The sequence below is a fragment of the Kribbella sp. NBC_01484 genome (assembly GCF_036227145.1).
Taxonomy (GTDB): domain Bacteria; phylum Actinomycetota; class Actinomycetes; order Propionibacteriales; family Kribbellaceae; genus Kribbella.
In genome coordinates, this window is the sequence record NZ_CP109437.1 from 2,431,124 (window position 1) to 2,453,225 (window position 22,102).

At 68.1% G+C, this 22,102-nt stretch carries 22 protein-coding genes; 7 read left to right on the forward strand and 15 right to left on the reverse strand.

Annotation, left to right across the window (positions count from 1 at the left end; translation table 11 throughout):
- Positions 1-66: 66 nt before the first annotated feature.
- Positions 67-657: a hypothetical protein gene (locus OG555_RS11930; RefSeq protein WP_329482892.1), complete on the forward strand. Its 591-nt coding sequence runs from the start codon at positions 67-69 to the stop codon at positions 655-657.
- 176 nt (positions 658-833) lie between these two features.
- On the opposite strand, the gene OG555_RS11935 is transcribed toward OG555_RS11930, so the two are convergent.
- Positions 834-1,556: an SDR family NAD(P)-dependent oxidoreductase gene (locus OG555_RS11935; protein ID WP_329482893.1), complete on the reverse strand. Its 723-nt coding sequence runs from the start codon at positions 1,554-1,556 to the stop codon at positions 834-836.
- Positions 1,553-2,632: a histidinol-phosphate transaminase gene (hisC, locus tag OG555_RS11940; protein WP_329482894.1), complete on the reverse strand. Its 1,080-nt coding sequence runs from the start codon at positions 2,630-2,632 to the stop codon at positions 1,553-1,555. The genes OG555_RS11935 and hisC overlap by 4 nt, the downstream gene beginning before the upstream one ends.
- A 232-nt stretch (positions 2,633-2,864) precedes the next feature.
- Here hisC and OG555_RS11945 point away from each other — a divergent pair, with 232 nt between their 5' ends.
- Positions 2,865-3,737, forward strand: a complete 873-nt coding sequence (locus OG555_RS11945; RefSeq protein WP_329482895.1) for a dimethylarginine dimethylaminohydrolase family protein — start codon at positions 2,865-2,867, stop codon at positions 3,735-3,737.
- A 389-nt stretch (positions 3,738-4,126) separates the two neighbouring features.
- On the opposite strand, the gene OG555_RS11950 is transcribed toward OG555_RS11945, so the two are convergent.
- Together OG555_RS11950 and OG555_RS11955 are read right to left on the reverse strand one after the other, a co-directional pair.
- The gene (locus tag OG555_RS11950; protein ID WP_329482896.1) at positions 4,127-4,744 is read right to left on the reverse strand and encodes a PEGA domain-containing protein; all 618 of its coding nucleotides are present in this window, start codon (positions 4,742-4,744) and stop codon (positions 4,127-4,129) included.
- A gap of 13 nt (positions 4,745-4,757) precedes the next feature.
- Entirely contained in the window at positions 4,758-6,365 is a 1,608-nt protein-coding gene (locus tag OG555_RS11955; RefSeq protein ID WP_329482897.1) for a phage tail tip lysozyme, read from the reverse strand.
- Positions 6,366-6,547: 182 nt separating this feature from the next.
- Here OG555_RS11955 and OG555_RS11960 point away from each other — a divergent pair, with 182 nt between their 5' ends.
- On the forward strand, positions 6,548-7,216 hold the full coding sequence (locus OG555_RS11960; RefSeq protein ID WP_329482898.1) for a GntR family transcriptional regulator: 669 nt from the start codon (positions 6,548-6,550) through the stop codon (positions 7,214-7,216).
- 122 nt (positions 7,217-7,338) lie between these two features.
- Here the strand turns inward: OG555_RS11960 and OG555_RS11965 are convergent, their stop codons facing one another.
- Genes OG555_RS11965 through OG555_RS12000 form a run of 8 tightly spaced genes read right to left on the reverse strand, consistent with a single transcriptional unit; the run spans position 7,339 to position 16,266 of the window.
- Entirely contained in the window at positions 7,339-9,390 is a 2,052-nt protein-coding gene (locus tag OG555_RS11965) for a hypothetical protein (RefSeq protein ID WP_329482899.1), read from the reverse strand.
- Complete coding sequence (locus tag OG555_RS11970; RefSeq protein WP_329482900.1) at positions 9,387-10,601, reverse strand: enolase C-terminal domain-like protein; 1,215 nt, start codon at positions 10,599-10,601, stop codon at positions 9,387-9,389. Before OG555_RS11970 ends, OG555_RS11965 begins: the two co-directional genes overlap by 4 nt.
- Positions 10,598-11,359: an SDR family NAD(P)-dependent oxidoreductase gene (locus OG555_RS11975; RefSeq protein WP_329482901.1), complete on the reverse strand. Its 762-nt coding sequence runs from the start codon at positions 11,357-11,359 to the stop codon at positions 10,598-10,600. Before OG555_RS11975 ends, OG555_RS11970 begins: the two co-directional genes overlap by 4 nt.
- Before the next feature lie 10 nt (positions 11,360-11,369).
- Complete coding sequence (locus OG555_RS11980; protein WP_329482902.1) at positions 11,370-12,179, reverse strand: carbohydrate ABC transporter permease; 810 nt, start codon at positions 12,177-12,179, stop codon at positions 11,370-11,372.
- On the reverse strand, positions 12,166-13,092 hold the full coding sequence (locus OG555_RS11985; protein WP_329482903.1) for a carbohydrate ABC transporter permease: 927 nt from the start codon (positions 13,090-13,092) through the stop codon (positions 12,166-12,168). Before OG555_RS11985 ends, OG555_RS11980 begins: the two co-directional genes overlap by 14 nt.
- Positions 13,089-14,372 carry an ABC transporter substrate-binding protein gene (locus OG555_RS11990; protein ID WP_329482904.1) on the reverse strand — a complete coding sequence of 428 codons (1,284 nt, stop codon included), beginning with the start codon at positions 14,370-14,372 and terminating at the stop codon, positions 13,089-13,091. The genes OG555_RS11985 and OG555_RS11990 overlap by 4 nt, the downstream gene beginning before the upstream one ends.
- 17 nt (positions 14,373-14,389) lie before the next feature.
- The gene (locus tag OG555_RS11995; protein WP_329482905.1) at positions 14,390-15,097 is read right to left on the reverse strand and encodes a FadR/GntR family transcriptional regulator; all 708 of its coding nucleotides are present in this window, start codon (positions 15,095-15,097) and stop codon (positions 14,390-14,392) included.
- Positions 15,094-16,266, reverse strand: coding sequence for a DUF4185 domain-containing protein (locus OG555_RS12000; protein ID WP_329482906.1), 1,173 nt, complete (start codon positions 16,264-16,266; stop codon positions 15,094-15,096). Before OG555_RS12000 ends, OG555_RS11995 begins: the two co-directional genes overlap by 4 nt.
- A gap of 138 nt (positions 16,267-16,404) precedes the next feature.
- On the opposite strand from OG555_RS12000, the gene OG555_RS12005 reads away from it, so the two are divergent.
- Complete coding sequence (locus OG555_RS12005; protein WP_329482907.1) at positions 16,405-16,791, forward strand: phage holin family protein; 387 nt, start codon at positions 16,405-16,407, stop codon at positions 16,789-16,791.
- A gap of 1 nt (position 16,792) precedes the next feature.
- Complete coding sequence (locus OG555_RS12010; protein ID WP_329482908.1) at positions 16,793-17,215, forward strand: low molecular weight protein-tyrosine-phosphatase; 423 nt, start codon at positions 16,793-16,795, stop codon at positions 17,213-17,215.
- Here OG555_RS12010 and OG555_RS12015 read toward each other — a convergent pair.
- Together OG555_RS12015 and OG555_RS12020 are read right to left on the reverse strand one after the other, a co-directional pair.
- The gene (locus tag OG555_RS12015) at positions 17,212-18,423 is read right to left on the reverse strand and encodes a pyrophosphate--fructose-6-phosphate 1-phosphotransferase (protein ID WP_329482909.1); all 1,212 of its coding nucleotides are present in this window, start codon (positions 18,421-18,423) and stop codon (positions 17,212-17,214) included. The genes OG555_RS12010 and OG555_RS12015 overlap by 4 nt on opposite strands.
- Before the next feature lie 186 nt (positions 18,424-18,609).
- On the reverse strand, positions 18,610-19,047 hold the full coding sequence (locus OG555_RS12020; RefSeq protein ID WP_329482910.1) for an Lrp/AsnC family transcriptional regulator: 438 nt from the start codon (positions 19,045-19,047) through the stop codon (positions 18,610-18,612).
- A gap of 116 nt (positions 19,048-19,163) precedes the next feature.
- Between OG555_RS12020 and OG555_RS12025 the strand changes: the two genes are divergently transcribed.
- Together OG555_RS12025 and OG555_RS12030 are read left to right on the forward strand one after the other, a co-directional pair.
- Complete coding sequence (locus OG555_RS12025; RefSeq protein WP_329482911.1) at positions 19,164-20,075, forward strand: DMT family transporter; 912 nt, start codon at positions 19,164-19,166, stop codon at positions 20,073-20,075.
- Positions 20,072-21,046, forward strand: coding sequence for a TIGR03560 family F420-dependent LLM class oxidoreductase (locus OG555_RS12030; protein WP_329482912.1), 975 nt, complete (start codon positions 20,072-20,074; stop codon positions 21,044-21,046). The genes OG555_RS12025 and OG555_RS12030 overlap by 4 nt, the downstream gene beginning before the upstream one ends.
- Here the strand turns inward: OG555_RS12030 and OG555_RS12035 are convergent.
- Positions 21,039-22,040 (reverse strand): acetamidase/formamidase family protein, encoded by a 1,002-nt coding sequence (locus OG555_RS12035; RefSeq protein ID WP_329482913.1) that lies wholly within the window; start codon positions 22,038-22,040, stop codon positions 21,039-21,041. The genes OG555_RS12030 and OG555_RS12035 overlap by 8 nt on opposite strands.
- Between the last annotated feature and the right edge of the window lie 62 nt (positions 22,041-22,102).

Here is a 22,102-nt window from a genome sequence, read left to right on the forward strand (position 1 = left end):
ACCGGCGTAGCCAGGTGTCGTTAGCACTAAGACGAATCCGTCAAACCCGAAAGGAAACCTGGCATAATGCAGGTAACTCGCAAGATCGCCGCTGCCGCGGCTGTGGCGACCGTCGCCACGCTGGGCCTGGCCACCGTTGTGAGCGCGAACGTTCTCGACGACACGCAGAAGAAGGCTCAGGACACTGGCCTGGCCGACGCCGCGTCGCTGGCCAGCAAGGCCTACGGCAACCACGGCTGGTACGGCGTCAAGCGCGATGGCGGGCTGCTCGCCATCGACGACAACAACGTCGGCCCGTTCCAGGCCTGCCACCTGTTCGGTTCCGGCACCGGCATCGGCGGCAACGTGCCGGCGAGCGATGTCGTCGGCGTCGTCGGCTTCTGGAACAACGGCAACTCGGTCACCGCTGTCAAGACCTGCGAGCAGGGCAACACGCAGGCCAACCACAAGTGGTACAAGATGAGCGACAACGGTCTGCTGTCGGTCAGCCGCAACAACGTCGGCCCGTGGCAGGCCTGCCACAACGAGCTGTCCGCGACCGGCATCGGCGGGAACGTGCCGCTGACCAACCTGTCGGGCGTCCTGGGCCTGGGCAACAACGGCAACTCCGTTGACACGCTGAAGACCTGCGAGCAGGACTCCGAGCAGAACAACTGACCCTCCCTGGTCAGTGATGCAGGACCCGAAAGAGCCACCTCGGTGGGGTGACTGATTCGGTAGCACCATCCGCGGCGCCGGGAGAAAGCCTCACTCCTCCCGGCGCCGCATCACACCCGGCCCTTCGTCCCAGCAAGGGCCGGGTTCTTCTTTGTCTGCTCGACGACCAGGCACTTCTATAGGTCTCTGAGGTCGACGCAGGCGCCGTTGGGGAGATCGCGCTCCAGCAGAGACCAGATCCCGGCGGCTGCGGCGGCTGGTGTGCTGAGGGCGCCGGTGCGCTTGAGGTCGTTGAAGCGCTGGACGGCGGGGAACGCCCGCTCGTCGGTCGAGCGGATCTCGGTCTGCATGGCGGTGTCGACGACGCCCGGTGCGACCGCGATCACCCGGCATCCGCCCGCCTGTTCCATCCCCACCGTGCGGACCCATTGCTCGACCGCCGCTTTCCCCGCGGTGTACGACGACCATCCGGCGTACGGCGTCCTGGCGGCACCTGAGGACAGCATGATCAGGTGCCGTTCACACGTCAGGTGCGCCGCGGCGCGGAGGAACGCGCTGCCGAGGATCTGTGGCGCCGCCGAGTTGAGCAGGACCGCGCGCCGGTACGCGTGGCGGTCGACCGCGTCCGCGGGACCGATCGGCGTGATCGTGCCCGCGTTGTGGATGAACACGACGCGATCACCCTCATACGCCTTGAGCTCCTCCTCGAAGTGGAGCTCGACCCGGGACCAGCCGGCCGGGTCGGAGAGGTCCACCTCGACGTGTTCCGCCGTACCGCCGCCGCTGCGGGACAGGTCGATCACGCGGGCGTCGCGGAACGGCACGGCCGCGGCCAGTGCGGCGCCGATCCCGGCCGATGCTCCCGAGATCCAGACCTGCGACGGAGGCTTGGCTGTCACTGGCGCCAGGCGCGGGCGACGGAGAGGAAGAGGTCGTTCGCCTCGGGCTCGCCGATGGAGACGCGCGCGCCGTCACCCGGGAACGGGCGGATCGACACCCCTGCGGCCTGCACGGCCTCGCCGAACGCGGCGGTGTCGTCGCCGAGCGCCAGCCACACGAAGTTCGTCTGCGTCTCCGGCACATCCCAACCGGCCGCGCGCAGCTCGTCGACGACCCGGGTCCGCTCGATCACCAGTGCGTCGACGCGCTCGAGCAGCTCGTCCTCCACCGCCAGCGACGCGATCGCAGCCGCCTGGGCGACGTGGCTGACCCCAAAGGGGAGCGCACACTTGCGGATCGCCGCGACCACCGTCGGGTGGCCGATCGCGTACCCGACGCGGAAGCCGGCCAGGCCGTACGCCTTGGAGAACGTTCGCAGCACGACGACGTTCGGCCGGTCGCGGTACACGTCCACGCCGTCGGCCACGTCGGTCTCGCGGACGAACTCGCGGTACGCCTCGTCGAGCACGACCAGGACGTTCGACGGTACGGCGTCCAGGAACGTGAGCAGCTCGTCACGCCGGACCACGGGGCCGGTCGGGTTGTTCGGCGTACAGACGAGGATGACCTTGGTCCGGTCGGTGATCGCCGCTTCCATCGCCTTGAAGTCGTGCCGGGCGTCGTCGGTCAGCGGCACCTGCACCGAGGTCGCGCCGGTCAGCTGGACGGCGATCGGGTACGCCTCGAACGAGCGCCAGGCGTAGATCACCTCGTCGCCGTCGGTGACCGTCGCCTGCAGCAGGTGGTACAGCAGCGCGACCGACCCGGTGCCGACGGCGAGATCGCTCACCGGTACGCCGAACCGGTCCGACAGCGCCTCGAGCAGGTCGACGGCGCCCATGTCCGGGTACCGGTTCATCTGTCCGGCGGCCTCGGTCGCAGCGGCCAGGACGCCGGGGAGCGGCGGGTACGGGTTCTCGTTGCTGGACAACTTGTACGTCGGCCGGCCGTCGGTGCGCGCGGGCGGACGACCGGGCTTGTAAGCCGCCACATCGTCCAGACAGGCGCGGAAGCGAACCTCACTGTCAGGGGTCATGCCCGCAGGTTAGTCCTTACCCCACGCCGCGACCACCCTGCTTACGTCACACCCACAGCGCTCCTCCGCGCACTTCCACAGCACTCCTCCGCACACATCCGCGCGTGCTGCGCGGTCACATCCGTGGCGCCCGGACGAACCGTGTTGCGCGGACGGAATCTTGCCTGCACACTGACTGATTGTCGGACAATCAGGGGATCTGGCAATAGATCTCAACGGTCAGGAGGGTGTCATGGGTCAGCCGCTGGAGTGGGGTCGCCGGTATCTGATGGTCCGTCCGGACCACTTCCGGATCGACTACGTGATCAACCCGTACATGTCCACCCAGGACCAGCCGGATCCGGCGCTGGCGCTGAAGCAGTGGGACTCCCTGCGTCAGGCGATCGTCGACGCCGGCGGCGCGGTCGAGGTCCTCGCGCAGCGCGCCGACTCACCGGACATGGTGTACGCGATGAACCTCGGCCTGGCGACCGCGGACGGCCGCGCGATGCTCTCGCACATGCGCTTCGAGCCGCGCCGGAAGGAGTCACTGACCGCGGGCGAGTGGTTCACCGAGCACGGCTTCGCGCTGGGCCGGACCGGGAGCGACGGGGTCGGGCCGCACTTCGAGTCCGGGGATGCGTTCGTGTTCGGCGACAGCCTGGTCGTCGGGTACGGGCCGCGGACCGAGGCCGACGCGCTCAAGCACTTCGCGACCGAGTGGAACATCCGGGTCCGCGGGCTGCCGATCGCGCACGAGGGGATGTACCACCTGGACCTGCCGTTCTGTCCGGTGGACAGCACCCACGCGATGATCTACCCGCCGGCCTTCGACGCGGCCGGCCAGGCGGAGCTGTTCGGCATCGTCCCCGACCCGATCGTCCTCACCGACGACGAAGCCTTCGCCTTCTCCGCCAACTCGATCGTGGTCAACGAGACGATCATCATGCCGGCCTGCTCCCCCCGCCTGCACGACATCCTCACCGCCCTGGGTCTACGGGTGGTCATCCTCGACCTCTCCGAGTTCCACAAAGGCGGCGGCTCCATCCGCTGCCTCACCAACCCCCTGGACTTCCCGCTGCACCCCATCACCACGCCAGGCGGGGAACTGATCCTGCCGGCCTGAGCGGGCGGGCTTCAGCTCGCCCCCTGTCCTTCCTCTTCGAGCCTATCGGCGGAAGCCCGATCGGCCGACAGGTTATCCACAGCCTCTCGGCGAGGACGGGTGAGGCGAACGTCGAGGGCTGAGGCAGGCATCGAGGGCTGAGGCAGGCATTGGGGGCTGAGGCAGGCATCGAGGGCTGAGGCAGACATTGGGGGCTGAGGCAGGCATCGAGGGCTGAGGCAGACATTGGGGGCTTGGACAGGAACTGGTGGGCGGGCATGGGGTATTTCTTGTTCACGCCCTCCAGGGGGTGTCCGAGCCCACCAGAGCCGACCACCTGAGAGCCGACCACCGGGGCCGACCGTCCGAGCCACCGGCCCGCCGCGGCGTGGGCTGCGGGGAAGGCTGGGTTAGCTGGTTGTGGTGTAGATGATGTCGAGGGTTGCGGGGTCCCAGCCGTTGCCCTGGATCCATTGCAGGGCCTTGGTCTTGCCGTCGGGGGTGTACGTCGAGATCACGATCGAGATCGCCTCGGGGTTCTTCGGGTCCGACTTGGAGGCCCCGTAGTTCGCCTCGAACCCGGGCCCGAGGTACGGCAGCGACGCGATGATCGGATACTTCTCCCGCAACCGCTCGTTGATCTCGTCGAAGCGCCGCCCGGCCTCCTCCTCGGCTTTCGACGTCTCCGCGGGATGCTTCTCCGCCCACTCGCGCCCTTCGGCGCTGTTGGCGTACAGGTAGATCTTCACGTCGATCGGGTCGCCGCCGCGCGCGGTCACCGTCTGGCTGTAGGTCTGGAACCCCTTCCGCTCCCCGGTCAAGGTGTGCTCGCCGGCCTTCAGCTTGATATCGCCGGTCGTCGCGACCTGGTGCCCGTCCACGCTCAGGGTGAGGTCGTTGGGCACCGCGTCCACGGACAGTTTCGACTCCGGATCGCCGCGAAAGAGCAGATAGCCGCCGATCACCACGAGCGCGATCACGACAGCGGTCACGCCGATCAGGAACGTCCGCCGATTCTCTTCCAGCATGATGCGCTACTCCCTACTTCTTCTTCAGCCGCGCGACGGCGTATGTCGTACCGACCTCGTACGCGTTGCTCGCCTCCGGCACGTGGCCCGGTCCTGGATTCGGGCCGTCCAGCGACGCGGAGGCCGCGTTGTGGCCGTTGGCCCAGGGTCCGACGAACAGGTAGGTGTGCCCCGGCCCGATCAGGATGTCGCCCGGTTGCAGCTTCGAGACGTCCCAGTCGTCGTGCACCTCGTACTTCCCGGAGGTGCGCAGGTAGTTCTCCTGGGTCGGCGTGTACACATCCGGGTAGTCGGGGTCGGCGCCGCTCATGTGCATCACGGTCGCGACGAACCGGCCGCAGTCGGTCCACGCCACGTCGCCGGCGCTCTTGGCCGACTTGTTGTACTGGTAGAAGTTCTTCTTGTACATGTCGGTCGCGTGGTCCGCGTAGGGCTGCGTGGTGTGTCCCGGGGTGGGCCAGGCCAGGCTCATCGCGACCGCGGCGATGTTGCCGCTGCCGGCGCCGCAGCCACCGGCCCCGCTGGTCGGCGCGCCCGCGCCGAAGGTGGACAGGACCTGCTTGGCGGCGGTCTTGCGCTCGGTGTAGCGCGAGTTGCTCAGGTCGTCGGAGCCGGCGAACCGCTCGTAGTACCGGCCGAAGGCGACCGCGGCGTCCTCGACGGTCTTGGCCGCCTTCACCTGGTCGCCGGCGTTCTTCTCCGGGATCGGCGTCTCGCCGTTGAGCTGTTTGCGGAGGAAGTCCAGCTGGTACTGCAGCGAGACGATGGTGGCGTCGTCGATCCCGGCGGCGCGGGACGGTTTGATCATCTTGCCGGCGGGCGTCCACTGGACGATGCCCCAGCCGGCCGAACTCTCGACCGCGTCGGACGGGTTGGTGACCTTGCCGGACGGCGTGCCCTGCAGCCGGCCGGGCTCGACGCTGGACTCGTGGATCATGTTGCCGACGATCCCGGCGGCCTGCTCCTTCGAGTACCCGCTGGAGGCGAAGTAGTTGAACGCCTTCTGGGCGTTGTTGTTGCCGGTCAGGTCGCCGCCGGCACAGCAGCCCGCGCTGCCGGTGTCGTCGCTGCTGCCGGCGTCGCCGAAGGAGTCCTTGTCGGGCTTGGTGTTGACGAGGTTGCCGTCGTCCTTCTTGTCGATCCACAACTCGAAGTGCAGGTGGTCGCCGGTCAGGCCGGGCGGGTCCTCGTCGCCGGAGCCGGAGGTGGCGATCTGGTCACCGCGCTTGACCTTGTCCTTGACCTTCACCTTGATCTCTTTGAGGTACTTGTACCGAGTCTCGATACCCTCGTCGTGCTTGATCCGGATCTCGTGGTTCGCGATCGAGGTGATCTCGCCGTCCCCGACGGCGTACACCTTGCTGCCCTCGTCGGCGTCGAAGTCGATGCCGGAGTGGCTGTAGCCGTCGGCGTCGGGGTCCTGCCAGTCCTGGTCGACGTTGTGCTCGTCGGTCGGCCAGGCGAACGGCTTGCCTTCGGTCTCCATGGTGGCGCCGCAGTCCGACGCGGCCGCGTCCATCCCGGCCAGGCCGCCGACGATCAGGGCTATCACGATGATCAGCGGCAGGAACAGCACCAGCATGACACCGCCGACGATCGGCAGGGCTTTGCTGTCACCCACGGTGTGCTCCTCGCTCGCTGGGTGGCTCTCCGTGCCGGTCGGCGGAGTGGGGCGGCCACAGAGGAAAATCCTGCCTGAAAACCAGGTCATTGTGCCGAGAGTTATCCACAGGTGGCCGCCGGGTCGGTCCCGGGAGCCGGGTCGCGCGCGACAACGGAGCTTGACTGGACGAGAATCTCCCTATGTACGAACGGCTGCGGGTGGACCGCTCGACCACGGTGGACCGGGTGGTCGACGCGCTGCGCGCCGCCCTCTTCGCCGGAGACCTCGAACCAGGTACGCCGTTACGCGAGCAACCGCTCGCGGAGGCGCTCGGGGTTGCCCGCAGCACTGTTCGTGAGGCGATGACCATGCTGGTCACCGAGGGGCTCGCGGTCCGGGAGCCGAACAAGGGTGTCAGCGTGGCGATCCTGCACCCGGACGCGGTGGCGGACATCTGCCGGGCCCGGTTCGTGCTGGAGTCGGCCGGGATCCGGGCGTGGTTCGACGCGGACGAGGCAGCGCGCGAGCGGGTGGGCGAGGCGATGCGGGTGTTCGCCGCGACCGCCAAGGACGGGGCGGATCCGGAGGCGATGACGGAGACGCACCTGGCGATCCACCGCAGCCTGGTCGCGCTGACCGGCAGCGAACGGCTGATCGCGACCGCCGACTCGATCACCGGCGAGGCGAGACTCGCGCTGGCCCGCGTCGACGCCCTTCGCCAGGACGCCCGCCAGCAGGTCGCTTCGCACCGAAAACTGGTCCGCCTGCTCGAACGCGGCGAGCTCGACGAGTGCGTCGAAGAGCTCCGCCACCACCTGGCCGGCGCCGAGGAGTCCCTCCTCGAAGCCATCGCGATGCCCCCGAGCTGATCCACGCCCCCTCCGACGCCCCACCCCGTCACCCGGCTCCCCCGCGCCCCTCTGATGGGTCGGCCCACCAGCGGGCGGGTTGGCCCACCGGACTCTGGTAGGCCAACCCGCAGAGGGGTGGGTCAGCCCACCAGAGGGGACAAGCCGTTCGCGGTGACGTCGTAGGTGTTGGGGCCGACGCGGAGGCCGGTCAGGCGGGCGTCGGGGTCCAGGGCTGCCACCTGGGGGTTGGCGGTGACTGTGCCGTCGAGGGCGACCTCGACGCCGAAGATGCCCTCCAGGACCAGGCTGACCCAGGATCCGGAGGAGGAGCAGGCCCAGTCGATCAGGTACGGGAACTGCGGCGGGGACTTGCGAGCACCGCCGGACATCAACGGCTCGGCTTCTTCGACGAAGTGGGCTTGCCCGCAGGGACCCTGGTTGGCGGTGCGGGCCAGGCCCGGGAGCCAGTCGAGCGCCACATCCCCGCGCCCCAAGGCGAAGAGAGCGCGGCCGGCGTCGGCCGGCCAGGCCGGGTAGGCGCCGTTCCATTGGTGATCGGGGCGAACGCTGAAGGCCGCGTCGGCGTCGTACGGCGACAACGCGCGCATCCACTCCGGCGTCTGGAGTTCACGCTGGAAGAAGGACACCATCTCGGCCCTTTGGGACTCCGAGAGGTCGGCGGCCATCGTCGTACCGATGATGTTGAAGTCGTAGCAGTGCCGCACCGGGATCAGTGAGCCGTCCGGTTGCCGCGCGTGCCAGAAGCCCGCGCCCTCGATGTACAGCTCGTTGACATGACCGGCCTGCTCGTCGGCCTCCTTGCGCAGCAGCTCAGCGCGATCGGCATCACCTGAACGCTCGGCGACCTCCGCGGCGACACGCAGGCACCACACGTTGGCGGCGTTGAAGCTCGCCACCTCGTGCACGTAGCTGCTCACGCACTCCAGCAGGTTGTCGATGCCTCCGTAGTCCGCCAGCGCGTGCTCACCCCGCAGGCCGCGCCAAGCAGTGGCCCAGTCGTGCAGGTGCTCCGCCACCGGCTTGGGACCCACTGAAGCGTCCAGGAAGCCGGAGTCCCCGGTGAAACGCACGTAGTCGCGCACCAGCCGCGTCATGGCGAAGTCGTTGACCGAGTACCACTGCCCGACCGGTCCGCCGGTCAGCCACTCGGTGCCGAAGTGCTCGTGGATGTCGAGATCGATCCAGTGCTCGATGTGCTTGCGCATCGGCTCCGGATCCAGCAAAGCGTGCGTCAGCGAGGAGAGGCTGTAGTCCCAGATGAACGTCGTGGTCTGCCAGTACCGCGGCATCAACGTGTCGTACGTCCGCCCGATCACGCTGGCCGGGTTGTCCCGCCGGAACCAGATCACGCCGAGCACGCCCCACCAGTACAGCTTCCGCAGCGCATCGTTCGTGGTCTCGAGGACCGGCAGGGATCCACTGAAGCCGTCGCCGTTCGGATCGAACGCATCCGCCAGCGCCTTGTCCCACAAGCCTTCGGCCGCTGAGAACACCGCGGGTACGTCGGCCACACACGCGTCGAAGTGGTCCGTCGCATCGGCGAGGTCCCCGGCCAGGACGTGCACGTAGGAGACCCGACCATTGCCCGAGGCATCCAGTACGACGGTTGCCTCAAGCATCGACCGGTCGACGACGCCGGCCACGTCGAGTCCCTGGAGACTCACTGCGGACCCGGACTCCCCTGTCCCGACAACGCGGCCGCCGACCGCGGTCAGTGTGTTCGGCTCCGACGGTGGCTCCGGCCTCAACCATCCGCTCCCCGAGCGGGTCGCCGTACTGTCCAGGGCGAACCCGAGCCGCACCGAGCGGCCCGGTGCGCCTTCCACGTCGAGCTGTACGACGACAGCCGGCCGACCGGGAGCGCATGCGGTGACCGTCCGCAGGGTCAGCCCGTCGACCACGGTCGAACGGACCACCTGGTCCGGTCGCCACACCACCTCGACGGTCCCGCCGTACGAGCGAGCCAGCCGCCCGTCGACGTACAACTGTCCGGTGATGCAGTCGCCGTGCGAGTACGGCGGGAAGTTCACGCTGCGGATCGCGAACACGTCGTGGTCGATCTGCGCCGTACCCAGGAAGTTCGTCAGCCCGGGCGGGTTGAACATGTCGTCGTAGGTGTGCGTGAGGACATCGCTCGCCAGGTCGGCGCTGCGAGGGATGAGCAGAGTCATGAGGGGTCGGCCCAATCGGTGTTCGGGAGCAGGGGGTACCAGTCCGGGCGCGCCGGGTCGCGGTCGTACGGGTAGGGGCCGAGTTCGCGGAACAGTTCGGCGTACTCGGCGAGCTTGTCGCGGTCCAGTTCGACGCCGAGGCCGGGACCGTCCGGCACCGCGATCGCGCCGTCGACGTACGGAACCTTGCCGCCGGCAATGATGTCGTCGCGCAGGTGGTGGTAGTGCGCGTCGGCGGCGAACGACAGGTTCGGTACGACGGCGCCCAGGTGCAGCATCGTGGCCAGCTGGATGCCGAGCTCGCCGGACGAGTGCACGGCGACCCCGAGCTGGAAGGTCTCGCAGACGCCGGCCGCCTTGATGCACGGCCGGATGCCGCCCCAGAACGTGGTGTCCAGCAGGATCACGTCGACGGCGGGGTCGCGGACGTTGGCCGCGAGCTGCTCGAAGTTCACCACCACGGTGTTGGTGGCGAGCGGGATCGACGTGTTCTCGCGGACCCGGCGCATCCCGTTCATGCCCCAGGTCGGGTCCTCGAGGTAGTCGTTGTCGAGGTCCTCGATACCGCGGGCGAACCGGATCGCCTCCTCGACGCTGAACGCGCCGTTCGGGTCGAAGCGGACGCGGTGTTCGGGGAACGCCTCGGCCAGTGCGCGAAAGCACTCGCGCTCGTAGTCCGGCGGGAAGACGCCACCCTTCAGCTTGTGCACGCTGAACCCATGCTCGTCGACGAGCTCCCGAGCGTGCTTGACGAGTTGCTCGGCCGTCCGGATCTCGCCGGTGCCGTCGTCGGCCGGGTGGCGGAAGAACAGATAGCTGGCGAACGGTACCCGGTCGCGGACCTTGCCGCCGAGTAGCTCGTGCACGGGAACCCCGAGCTCGCGGCCCTGCAGATCAAGACAGGCGAACTCGATCGCGGCCAGCAGCTGGGTCCGGTTGTTGTACAGGCTCGCGGTCGGGTTGGCGAGCATCCAGCGCAGCGCCTCGGTGCGGGCCGGATCGTGGCCCACCAGGTACGACTTGAGCCCGGTGACCGCGGCCTCGGCACTCTGGCCGCCGCCACCCATCTCGCCGAGGCCGATCAGCCCGTTGTCGGCCTCGACCTCGACGACGGTCCGGACGAACCGGCCCCAGTGCGCGCCGTTGCTGTGCCGCAACGGCGCCTCGAGCGGCATCGTCACGGTCGTGGCGCGGATGTCGACAATCTTCACTGAGCTTCCTCCGGCAGTACGACGGGCAGCCCGGCGGTCAATCCACCGTCCACCTTCACATCAGCTCCGGTCACGAACGCAGCGGCGGGCGACGAAAGGAAGTGGATGACCTCGGCAACTTCTCCCGGAGTCGCGACCCGGCCGAGCGGATGCGACCGGCCCCACTCGGCAACGACCTCGTCGGTCGACCGCCCGCCGCCGAACTGTGCGGCCGAGGTCCGCAGCATCGGGGTGTCCACCGAGCCCGGGCAGACCGCATTGACGCGGATCCCTTCGGGAGCGTGGTCCACCGCCATCGCCCGCACGAGCGACAGCAACGCACCCTTACCCATCGAGTACGCCGCGACACTCTTCTGCGCCGCATACGCCTGCACCGACGCGACCACCACGACGCTGCCACCCCGCGGGATCAACGGGACAAACGCCTGACAAGCGAAGAAGACGCCGCCGACATTCACCGCCATCACCTCGTCGTAGACGGACCACGAGGTATCCACCACGGTCCCGTACCGCTGGATGCCCGCGGCACAGACCAGCGCGTCGACCTGCTCCACTTGCTGCGCGGCCGTCGCCAGAGCCTCGCGATCCCCAACGTCGACGGTGATCCCCCGGACCCCGAGTTCCTTCTCGAGCCCAGCCAAAGCATCGGCGTCTCGGTCGACTGCGACTACGTCGTCGCCGGCTTGGACGAATCGTTCGACAGCACCTCGTCCGATCCCGGCAGCGCCACCGGTAACGACGACTGTGCGGCTACTCATATAAGTCCTCTCAGAACTGACCCAGGGCGAGGCCCCGGGAGAAGAAGCGTTGTGCGGCGAGGAACAAGATCACTGTGGGCAGCGAGACCAGCAGGCCGCCCGCCAGCACGGTCGGTAGCGCGGCGCCGCCGTACGTGCTCTGCAGACCAGTGAGGGCGGGCATGATCGGGCGGACCGAGTCGGACTGGCTGAGCGTGAGGCCCAGGAGAAGGTCGTTCCAGACGAAGGTGGCCTGCAGGATGAAGATCGCGGCCAGCGCGGCCCCCGCCATCGGGAGGTAGATGCTCCGGAAGATGCGGAACAGGCCGCCGCCGTCGACCACCGCCGCCTCGAAGACGCTGCGGGCGATGCCGGTGAAGAAGTTGCGCATCACGAACGCCGAGAACGGCACGCTGATCGCCGTGTACACGATGATCATCCCGACCCGGGTGTCGTAGAGGCCGGAGTTGGCGTACCCCGAGAACAGCGGCATCAGGATCATCTGCAACGGGAAGATCGTCCCGCCGAAGATGAACACGAACCACAGGAACCCGCGCTTCAGCCGCAGTACGACGATCGCGTAGCCGGCCGCGGCGCCGATCAGCACCGCGAGCACGGGCGCGATCACGCTGTACATCGTCGTCGCCACCAGCGTGTCACCGAGCGCTGCCTTGCTCCACGCGTCCCCGAAGTTGGCGAACAGCGCGAACCCACCCGGCTTCCACACCGTCTTCGCGTCGTACCCGTCGACCGACTTGGACGCGTTGACGATCAGCAGATAGACCGGCGCGAGCCAGATCAGCCCCAGTACGACGAGGATCGGAGTCTTAACCCTGCTCACGCGACTCCCCCAGTTGGTAGCGCAGATAGAGGATCGACGCGGCAAACGTGACCAGGCTCAGGAACAACGCGATCGCCGCGCCCTGTCCGTAGTCGTTGAGCACGAAGGTCTCCTTGTACATCGACAACGCCAGCGTCTCCGACGACGTACCAGGACCGCCCTGCGTCATCACCCAGACCACGTCGAAGGTCTTGAGGCTTCCCACGATGGACAGTCCGATGACGACTGTCGTGATCGGCCGGAGCTGCGGCCACAGGTGGTGCCAGAAGAGCCGGAAGCCCTCCGCACCATCCAGCCGCGCGGCCTCCAGCGGCTCGCCCGGGATGGACTGCAGCCCGACCACGAACAGCAGGGCATTCACACCGGCGGCCTGCCAGGTGACGGCCACGATCATCATGAGCGTGTTGCCCGGACCGGACTGCAACCAGCCGGTGTTCGCACCGGGCAGGCCGAAGAACCCGAGCGCCTGCCCCAGCGCGCCGTCCGGCTGCAGTACGAATCCCCAGATGACCCCGACGGCCACACCGGAGATCGCGTACGGCAGAAGGAACGGCAACCGCAGCCAGGTGCCCCACTTGTGCCCGTACGTCATCACGGCGATCAGCAGCCCAAGCACGACGGGCAGAGTCACCATGCCGACGACCCACAGCAGCGTGTTGGTCAGCGCCCCCACCAGGTCCGGGTCACTGAACATCGCCTTGTAGTTCGTCAGCCCCGACCACACCGGCGAGGCGAGGCCGTCGTAGTCGGTGAAGCTGACGTACGTCGTCCACAGGAACGGCAGGTACAGCAGCAACGCAACCACGCCCACGGCCGGCAGCCCGAACAGTGGCGCTGTCCGAGCTCCCGTCCGCGCCGACCGGTCGGCACTCAACTTGCGAGTGACCGTCGGCCGCTCCATCAAGGAAGTCACTTCTGCTTGGCCCAGTACGCGTCCGCCTCGGCCTGGATCTTCTGCAGGCCCGGCATCGGGTCGCCCGGCTTGGTGACGAACGCGCCGAACACCTCGAGCGCCTTGTTCGCAACCGGCACCGGCGTCGCCTCGAACCAGCGGTTGATCAGCCGGTAGCCATCACCGCCGACGTCCTTGTTCAGCGTCGCCAGGCCCGGGTCCTTGACCTCGGCCTTCGGGTTGAACGACAGGTCGCCGCGCGAGTTCGCCCAGGCGGTCTGCGCCTGCGGCGTGACCCACCAGTCGGTCCACTTCTTCACCGTCGAGGCGTGGTCGCCGGCCGCGGCCGAGCAGACCGGTCCGGTCTCGAAGATCATCGAGGTCTTCGGCAGGCCCGCGTTCACGTTCGGGATCACGAAGAAGTCGTAGTCGGTGCCGGCCTTCATCTTCAGCGTGTTCAGGTTGCCGCTGAACCAGGTGCCGAAGTTGATCATCGCCACGTCGCCGTTCTTCAGCTGCGCCTGCGGCTCGGTCTTCGAGCCCGGGTCGCTGAAGTAGCCGGCGTCGATCATCTTCTTCCACTCGTTCATCACCTCGACCACGCCCGGGTCGGTGTACTTCGCCTTGCCGGTGGCGAGTGCGTCGTACAGGTCCGGGTCCTTGCCGGCCAGTAGGGTCTCGAACCAGACGAACGAGAACAGGATGTTGGTCTGGTAGAACGGCTTCACCCCGGCCGCCTTCACCTTGTCGGCGACGGCAAGGAGCTCCGGCCAGGTCTTCGGGGTCTCGGTGACCCCGGCCTTCTTGAAGACGGCCTTGTTGTAGTACATCACCCAGTAGCCGGCGTTCAGCGGGACGCAGTACTGCTTGTTGTCGTAGGTGAAGTACTGCTTGAGCTGCTCCGGGATATTGCCGTCGGCAATCGCCTTGGTCCACTGGTCGGTCGTCTCGGCGACGAGCTTCTGGTCCACCAGATCCTGAAGCTCCTTGCCGGTGTGCCAGGTGAACAGGTCCGCCTTCTCCTTGGTCCGGAACGAGGAGCGGATGAACGCGGTGTAGGTGTTGGAGTCGGAGTACCCGACCGGCTCCATGCCGACGCCGATGTCGTTCTTGCTGGCCGCACCGACCTGAGTGAAGGCGTCCTTCCAGCCACCCTTGTCGTTGTAGAACTTCAGCGAGTCGACCGGCTTGTCCTCGCCCTTGGCGGCGGCACCGGTTCCTCCTCCGCCTCCACAGGCGGACAATGCGAGCGCGCCGGCCACCGCCAGGGCGGTCAGCGCCTTCCGGTTGATTCGTTGCATGGTGCGTCCTTTCAGCTTCAGGGGTGCTGAAGTCGTTCGTTGATGACAGCAAGGACTCCGTCGAGGTGCTCGTGCGTGAGTCGTTCGGCCAGGGCGGTGTCGCCGGCGCGGACCGCGTCGTAGATGGCGCGATGCTCGTCCAGGTCGGTCTGCCGGTCGCCGTGGATGTGCAGGATCTCCAACTGCTCCCGGACGTTCACGACGGTGACGGACTCGACCACCTCGGCCAGCGTCGCGTTCCCGGACGCCTGCGCCAGGGAGCGGTGGAAATCCATGTTGACCTCGGCGAGTTGGGCATGGTCGCCGGATGCGATCAGCTCGGCCGCCGCGGCGAGATCCCCGCCCATTTGCTCCAGTGCGGCCTCGTCGCGGACCCGTGCGGCCAGCGCAGCGACCGGTGGCTCGATCAAGGCGCGCGCCTGGAGCAGCTCGACCAGGCGGTCGGCTGACGGCGCCAGGGCGAGTGGATTGGCCAGAACCAGACGGCCCACGTGCGGACCGACGTACACGCCGGATCCGTGCCGGAGCTCCACAGCTCCGGTGGCCTCCAGCCGCCGGAGTGCTTCCCGGATTGTCGGTACGGCGACCTTGAACCGGTCGGCGAGTGACCGGACCGACTCGAACTGGTCGCCGGACGACAACTTCCGATCGGCGATCAGAGCCAGCATCGAGGTCGCCAGATCGTCCAGGAGACTCCGGCGTACGACGCCACCCGACGCACTCATGGTGCGGCCGTCAAGGTGACGCCGACGAACCGCGGGCGGTAGATGCTCACGTCGGCGTACAGATCGGTGTTGGCGTCGAGGCTGTTGACGTTGTAGCTGACCAGGAGCGTGTTGCCGCGGCGCAGGTCCGGGTGGTCGTGGGAGTTGTACGTGATGATGTTGGCGTTGCCGTAGCTGCCGGTCGCACCGGTTTCCGGGGTCTGGTACAGCTCGACCGGCTTCACGAACGGACCGGTCGGCGAGCAGGAGAAGTACCCGAGGACTCGCTTGCTGAACAGCTCGGTCGTGTCATGCGTGACCAGCACGTAGCCGTCACCCCAGCGGGTCACACTGTGCTCGTTGGCGACGCCTTCGAGCACGCGAGCCGAGGCAGTCTCGTCAGCTGACCAGCCAGAACCGGTCCAGTACTCCCACGGCTTCGCGGTCAGGTCGTCGCCGCGGACTCTCGCGACATGGTCGTACTTCGCGGAGCCGAGGTCCTCGACGCCGTAGATGTAGGTGTAGCCGCTATCACGCAGCAGCCAGCCGGACCACTGCACGTTGGCGGCCGACGGGAGCGGCTCGAGGCTGCGCAGCTTCAACGTCTTGCTGTCGAACCGGGCGAGGTAGTTGCTGGCCCAGTGCCAATCCCACTGGCCCGTACCGGTCCGCTCGAACCGCAGCGCGACGACATCGAGGTTCCGGCCGGCGCCACTGGTCTGCGCGGCGCCGACCCAGTACCAGCCGTTGGACGGCGGTGGTACGAGCGCTGTCGGGTTGGTCGCCGTACCGCCGGTGACGGTCTTGAGCGTGCCGCCGGACTGGATGACGAACGAGTTGTTGATGAATGGCGTCGTGGTCGGCCGACTGCCGTCCGGGTTCACCGGACCGAGGAACGTATCCGAGAAGATCCACGCGGTCCGCCCGCCGGACAGGGGGACCGAGTACGTGCTGTCCGCGCCGGTCCAGCCCTTGCCGGTGTTGCTGTAGGCGTTCAGCAACCCCTCGGGCGCGGCGTGCGGTTGGGCGGTCGCCGTCCAGTTGGTCCGAACGGTGTTGCAGTCCTGCGCGGTCCCCGCCGGCTCAGCTGCAGGCTGACCGGCTGACGCCGTCGGCGCCGTAGCGATCACGGCAGCCGCGGCACCCAGCGCCACGACCACACCCCACCGGTGTGACTTCTTGGCTCCCACCCTGGCCTCCTCCGGCACTCACGGACCTCACGAACAAAAATGATCAGATCACTTGGTCATTAGCCTGTCAAGACTCAGGGATGGATCAGGGCGCGTAAGGGGGCGTGACGCTACCGGCGGGATGGCAGGATCGGCGGCATGAAGAACTTGGTCATCAGACTGCTCGCCAACGCGGTCGCCCTGGCGATCGCGACCTGGGCCATCGGCGGGATCACCCTGGAGGGTGCGACCACCGGACGGCGGATCCTCACGCTGCTGGTCGTCGCCGCGATCTTCGGCGTGGTGAACGCCTTCGTGAAGCCGATCCTGCAGTTGTTGTCGTGCGTGTTCATCGCCCTGACGCTGGGCCTGTTCCTCTTCGTCATCAACGCCGCGATGCTGCTGCTCACGTCGTGGATCACCGGCAAGCTGGACGTCCAGTTCCACGTCGACGGCTTCTGGTCCGCGTTGCTGGGCTCCCTGATCATCACCGTCGTCGGCATCCTGCTGAACGTCGTGCTCCCAGAGAAGGCGGAGATCAAGTGACGTGAGGCGCGTCGAGATCGTCTGCTCCGGGAACATCTGCCGGTCGCCGATCGGCGAGGTCGTGCTACGCGCGAAGCTGGCCGAGGCGGGGATCGACGATGTCCAGGTCACCAGTTCGGGGACCGGTGGCTGGCATGCCGGCGACCCGATGGACCCGCGCGCCGCGGCGGCGTTGCGACGGCGCGGGTACGACGGGAGCACGCATCGGGCCCGTCAGTTCCAGCCCGAGTGGTTCGCCGAGCGCGATCTCGTGCTGGCGATGGACTCCGGGCACCTGGCTGCGCTGAGTCGCGCGGGCGACGTCCAGTTGTTCGCGGAGGACGACGTACCGGATCCGTACTACGGCGACGAGGAGGGCTTCGACGAGGTCCTCGCGCAGATCGAGAAGGCGGCCGACCAGTGGGTCGGCCGCCTCCGCGGCTAGCTCTGGCCGATGTCGGCCTTCAGTGCGACGAACCAGTCGACGTTCGGGTCGAACTCCTTGCCGCCGGCGATCCGCGGGAACTCGATCGCGCGCAGTTCGTCGCCCCGCTCCTCGTCGTGACCGACGACGCCGCTCTCACCGCGCAGCGCGGCGTCGACCGCGTAGTCGCTGCACTCCTTGATCAGCGCGAGGTCCCGGTCGTTGGCCGCGGCCGAGCGGCTGAAGTAACCGCTCTTCTGCACCATCGTCTTCTCCGCACCGATCCGCTCTGCGAACTGCTTCGCGAACCAGGCGCCCGGGTTGATCGTGTCCAGCTTCACGTGCCCGAACGGGTCCCGGCCGACCTCCTCGCCGCGGGCCTCCATCTCGGCCACGATCGACGGTACGCCGGCGCCCTCGGACAGGAAGATGGTGACGCAGTCGTTCTCGTCCATCACCTTGCGCAGCCGGTCCGCCTCGGCGTCCAGGTCGATCGTTGCCTCTGGCACGTAGACCGCGTGCACGTCCCAGCCGGCCTGGTCCAGGCCGATGCCCGGGTTCCAGTCCTGCTCGCCCAGCCACTCGCGGTACGACCGGGCCGTTGCCGCGGTCAACCATCCGCAGTTGCGGCCCATCACCTCGTGGACTATCAGCATCCGGGGGTTCGAGCTGTGCTCGGCGATGATGTTGCGGGCGAACAGCGCGCCCTGGTCGGCCGCCGTCCAGGCGCCCAGGCTCTGCCGGATCGGGATCACGTCGTTGTCGATGGTCTTCGGCAGGCCGACCACGGTCAGGTCGTAGTCGTGCTCGTGCAGGTACGCCGCCAGGTCCGCGGCGGTGGTGTTGGTGTCGTCACCACCGATGGTGTGCAGGACGTCGACACCGTCGGCGACCAGTCGCTCGGCCGCGACCTGGAGCGCGTTCTGGCCGTCCTGGATCAGACCGCGCTTCACCAGGTCGGCGGTGTTGGTCAGCTTGACCCGGCTGTTGCCGATCGGGCTGCCGCCGAACTTGTGCAGCAGGGACGCCTTCGCCCGGACCTCGGGCGTCACCTCGAGGAAACGGCCGCTGAGCAGGCCGTGATACCCGTTCAGATACGCGATGATCTCCACGTCGGGCGCCACCTCGGTGTAGCGCTCGATCAGCCCGCCGACGGCGGACGACAGGCAGGGCGCGAGCCCGCCGGCGGTGAGCAGGGCAACTCTGCGGACAGACTTGTCGGCAGCCATGGGCAGGGTCCTTCCAGACGTCACTGAAGTCGCCCCCAGACTAGTGATGCAGACCACCCTCAGCTGTGGTTGGGGCCTGTCGTGGGGACGGCGGACCGCCACGCCATCACAATCGTGGATCCGGCCGACCGTCAGGCGGGAGCCCGGCGGACCGGCGCGATTGTGAAGGGCTGGCGGTCCGCCACCTCACCCCAGCGGCACCGGGCGGGGTGGGACCGGGGTGGAGACGATGAAGGAGCTGGTGGTCTGGCCGTGAACGAGGAACTTGTCGAGGACTTCCTCCAGGCCGGCGATGGCGGCCACCTGGACCCGCATCAGGAAGCAGTCCTCGCCGGAGATCCGGTGGCACTCGACGACTTCCGGCGTCCGCTCGGCCAGCGCGATGATCCTCGGGATCTGCCCCGGACCAGGCCGCAGCCGCACCCACGCGGCGACCGGTAGCCCGAGCGCCGCCGGGTCCACCTCGAGCCGGTAGCCGCGGATCACCCCCGATTCCTCCAGCCGGGTGACCCGCTCGCGCACCGTCGGAGCCGAGACCCCGAGCCGCCGGGCCAGCTCCGTGGTCCGCAGCCGCGGATCCGCCGTCAGCTCCGTCAGCAGACGCAGGTTGAGCTCGTCGAGCACCGGCTTTTCAGTGTGAAGGTATTGCGCGCCTTCTGCGTTCGTTCCGGCAACCATCGGGACCCTCTTCAACTCGTATCGCCATGGGAAACCGCAGATTCGCTTCCTAGGGTAGTCACGTGACAACCATCGTGGAAGCTCCGGCCAAGAGCCTGCTGGCGACCGGCGCGGCCGGTGTGACTGTGCTGGTGTGGGCCTCCTCCTTCGTCGCCATCAGGCACGGCGGCCGGGAGTTCTCCGCCGGCGCCATGTCGCTGGCCCGTCTGGGGGTCGGCAGTGTCCTCCTCGGCGTGTTCCTCCTGATCCGCCGTCGGCAGAACCCGGCCGAACGCCAGTGGCCGGCCAGGCGGGACTGGTTGCCGCTGCTGGTCTTCGGTCTGCTCTGGTTCGGCGTCTACAACCTCGCCCTGAACGAAGCCGAACGCCGCCTCGAGGCCGGCACCGCGGCCATGCTGATCCACATCGCCCCACTGCTGATCGCCTTGCTCGCCGGCCTGACCCTCGGTGAAGGCTTCCCCCGCCAGGTGGTGATCGGCAGCCTGGTCGCGTTCGGCGGCGTCCTGCTGATCGGCATCTCGACCTCCACCGGCCGCGCCGAGACGTGGGGCGTGATCCTCTGCGTCACCGCCGCCATCTCGTACGCCGTCGGAGTGGTGACACAGAAGCCGCTGCTCAGCCGGCTCCCGGCGGCCCAGGTGACCTGGCTCGGGTGCACCATCGGCGCGATCGTGTGCCTCCCGTTCGCCCCGCGGCTGATCGACGAACTCCAGACCGCGGACGGCGCGACGATCTGGTGGGTGATCTACCTCGGCGCCTTCCCGACCGCGCTCGGTTTCACCACCTGGGCCTTCGCCCTCCGGCGGACCAGCGCCGGCAAGATGGGCGCCACGGTGTACGCGGTCCCGGTGATCGCCATCGTCCTGGGCTGGCTCTTCCTCGGCGAAACCCCCGCTCTCCTCGCCCTGGCCGGTGGCGCCTTGTGCCTCACCGGCGTGGCGATCTCCCGTCGTACCCGAAGGAGCAGTCGATGAAGTTCGGAGTGTTCGTTCCGCAAGGCTGGCGGATGGACCTGGTCGAGCTCGACGACCCGGTCGAGCAGTGGGAGGCGATGACGGCTGTCGCGCGCGCCGCCGATGCCGGTCCCTGGGACTCGGTCTGGTTGTTCGACCACTTCCACACGGTTCCCGAGCCGGTCCGCGAGACGGTGTTCGAGGCCTGGACGGCCACGGCCGCGCTGGCCCGCGACACCCGGCGGGTGAACATCGGCCAGATGGTCGGCTGCAACGGCTACCGCAACCCGGCGCTGTACGCGAAGATCGCGTCCACCGTCGACGTCGCCAGCCGCGGCCGCCTGTACGCCGGAATCGGCGCGGGCTGGTACGAGCACGAGTGGAAGGCGTTCGGCTACCCCTGGACCGGACTCAAGGACCGGATGGGGTCGTTCGCCGAGTCCGTCGAGCTGATCCACCGGCTGTGGACCGAGGACGACGTCGTCTTCAAGGGCACGTACCACTCGGTCGACAAGCCGATCATCGAGCCTCGTCGCAAGCCGAAGCTGTGGATCGGTGGCGGTGGCGAACGGGTCACGCTGCGGCTGGTCGCACGGTACGGCGACGCCTGCAACGTCGGCACCGGTCGCGTCGACGTCATCCAGCGCAAGCTCGCCATCCTCCGGCGGCACTGCGACGAGGTCGGCCGCGACTACGACGAGATCGTGAAGTCGACCAGTATCAACGTTTTCCCGGTCGAGGCCGGCGCGGATCCGGGCGTCGCGACCGCCAAGGCGCGGGGGCGCTACAGCCTGGACGAGTTCGCCGAGATCGGTGCCGGCGGGACGCCTGGCGCACTGGCCGAGGTCGTCACGACGAAGCAGCTGACCGAGCACGTGGAGCAGTTGGCCGAGGCAGGGATCGAGTACGTCCTCGCGTACATCCCCGGCGTCGCGTACGACCACGAGCCGATGCAGCGGTTCGCGGAGGACGTCGTACCCGCGTTCAGCTGAGCGAGGCGGCCGCTGTGCGCAGGTGCTCGTGGATGCCGTCGTACACGTTCGTCGCCGGTAGCAGGCGCTTCGGGACCTTGGTGACCACGCTGTAGTTGACGTCGACGACGTTGGCCAGTGGGACCTCGCTGATCTGGCTCAACAGCTGGTAGGCGTCCAGCTTGTCCAGTCCGTACAGCGAACCGAGCCAGCCGACCATGTCGACCTGACCAGCCCGCCACGCGTCCTCGAGCGGACGGCTCGACCCGACCACGGCCAGATAGTCGTCGTTCTCGATCCGCGGCCACGTCGGTCCGGGCGTCTTCAGCAGCTCGACGATCAGTACGACGTTCATCGCGCCCTCGACCGCGGTCCCGCAGGACTCGCCCTCGCCCTGGCGGTAGTGACCGTCACCGATCGAGAACAGTGCACCCTCGACGTTGACCTTGAGGTAACAGGTCGCGCCCGCGCGCATCTCCGGTGTGTCCATGTTGCCGCCGAACACATCCGGCACCAGCGACGAGCGAGCCTCGAACGCGGCGGGCGCGAGCCCGACAGTGCCCAGCATCGGCTCCAGCGGCAGCGCGAGCTCCAATCCGCTGCTCTGGGCCTGGAACCCGACCGTCTGCTTGTCGGAGTCCACCTCGTAGACCCAGGTCCGCTCCGGCAGCGGGTCCTGCAGCGTGGCCGTCTTGTCGGTGCTCGTCAGGCCGCCGAAGAACGGGATGGTCGTGGACACACCCCAGGTCCGGGCCGGCGTGAGCTCGACGAAGTGCAGCACCAGGGTGTCCCCAGGCTCCGCGCCCTCGACGTAGAACGGGCCGGTCTGGGGGTTCACGAACGGCATCGTCAGCGAGGCGCTGGCGAGATCCGCCGTGCTGCGGAGGGTGCCGCAGTACGCGTCCTCGGTCCACAACCGCAGCGCGGTGCCGGGCTTGACCCGGCGGACGGGAGGAACTCCACCGAAGGTCCAGGCGAAGTCGTCGGGCTCAGGGGTGTACTCGAGGACGTCCACGACTGTTCAACCTAAGGTGTCCACGAGGGTATTGGGTAGCGATCAGCGGGTTCTCAGGCGAT

Excerpts from the sequence above, each read along its gene's own strand:
- OG555_RS11945 (WP_329482895.1), top strand. The coding sequence starts at position 2,865 with ATGGGTCAGCCGCTGGAGTGGGGTCGCCGGTATCTGATGGTCCGTCCG.
- OG555_RS11990 (WP_329482904.1), bottom strand. The coding sequence starts at position 14,372 with ATGCAACGAATCAACCGGAAGGCGCTGACCGCCCTGGCGGTGGCCGGC.
- OG555_RS11960 (WP_329482898.1), top strand. The coding sequence starts at position 6,548 with ATGTACGAACGGCTGCGGGTGGACCGCTCGACCACGGTGGACCGGGTG.
- OG555_RS11995 (WP_329482905.1), bottom strand. The coding sequence starts at position 15,097 with ATGAGTGCGTCGGGTGGCGTCGTACGCCGGAGTCTCCTGGACGATCTG.
- OG555_RS11930 (WP_329482892.1), top strand. The coding sequence starts at position 67 with ATGCAGGTAACTCGCAAGATCGCCGCTGCCGCGGCTGTGGCGACCGTC.
- OG555_RS12030 (WP_329482912.1), top strand. The coding sequence starts at position 20,072 with ATGAAGTTCGGAGTGTTCGTTCCGCAAGGCTGGCGGATGGACCTGGTC.
- OG555_RS11975 (WP_329482901.1), bottom strand. The coding sequence starts at position 11,359 with ATGAGTAGCCGCACAGTCGTCGTTACCGGTGGCGCTGCCGGGATCGGA.
- OG555_RS12015 (WP_329482909.1), bottom strand. The coding sequence starts at position 18,423 with ATGGCTGCCGACAAGTCTGTCCGCAGAGTTGCCCTGCTCACCGCCGGC.
- OG555_RS11965 (WP_329482899.1), bottom strand. The coding sequence starts at position 9,390 with ATGACTCTGCTCATCCCTCGCAGCGCCGACCTGGCGAGCGATGTCCTC.
- OG555_RS11950 (WP_329482896.1), bottom strand. The coding sequence starts at position 4,744 with ATGCTGGAAGAGAATCGGCGGACGTTCCTGATCGGCGTGACCGCTGTC.
- hisC (WP_329482894.1), bottom strand. The coding sequence starts at position 2,632 with ATGACCCCTGACAGTGAGGTTCGCTTCCGCGCCTGTCTGGACGATGTG.
- OG555_RS12005 (WP_329482907.1), top strand. The coding sequence starts at position 16,405 with ATGAAGAACTTGGTCATCAGACTGCTCGCCAACGCGGTCGCCCTGGCG.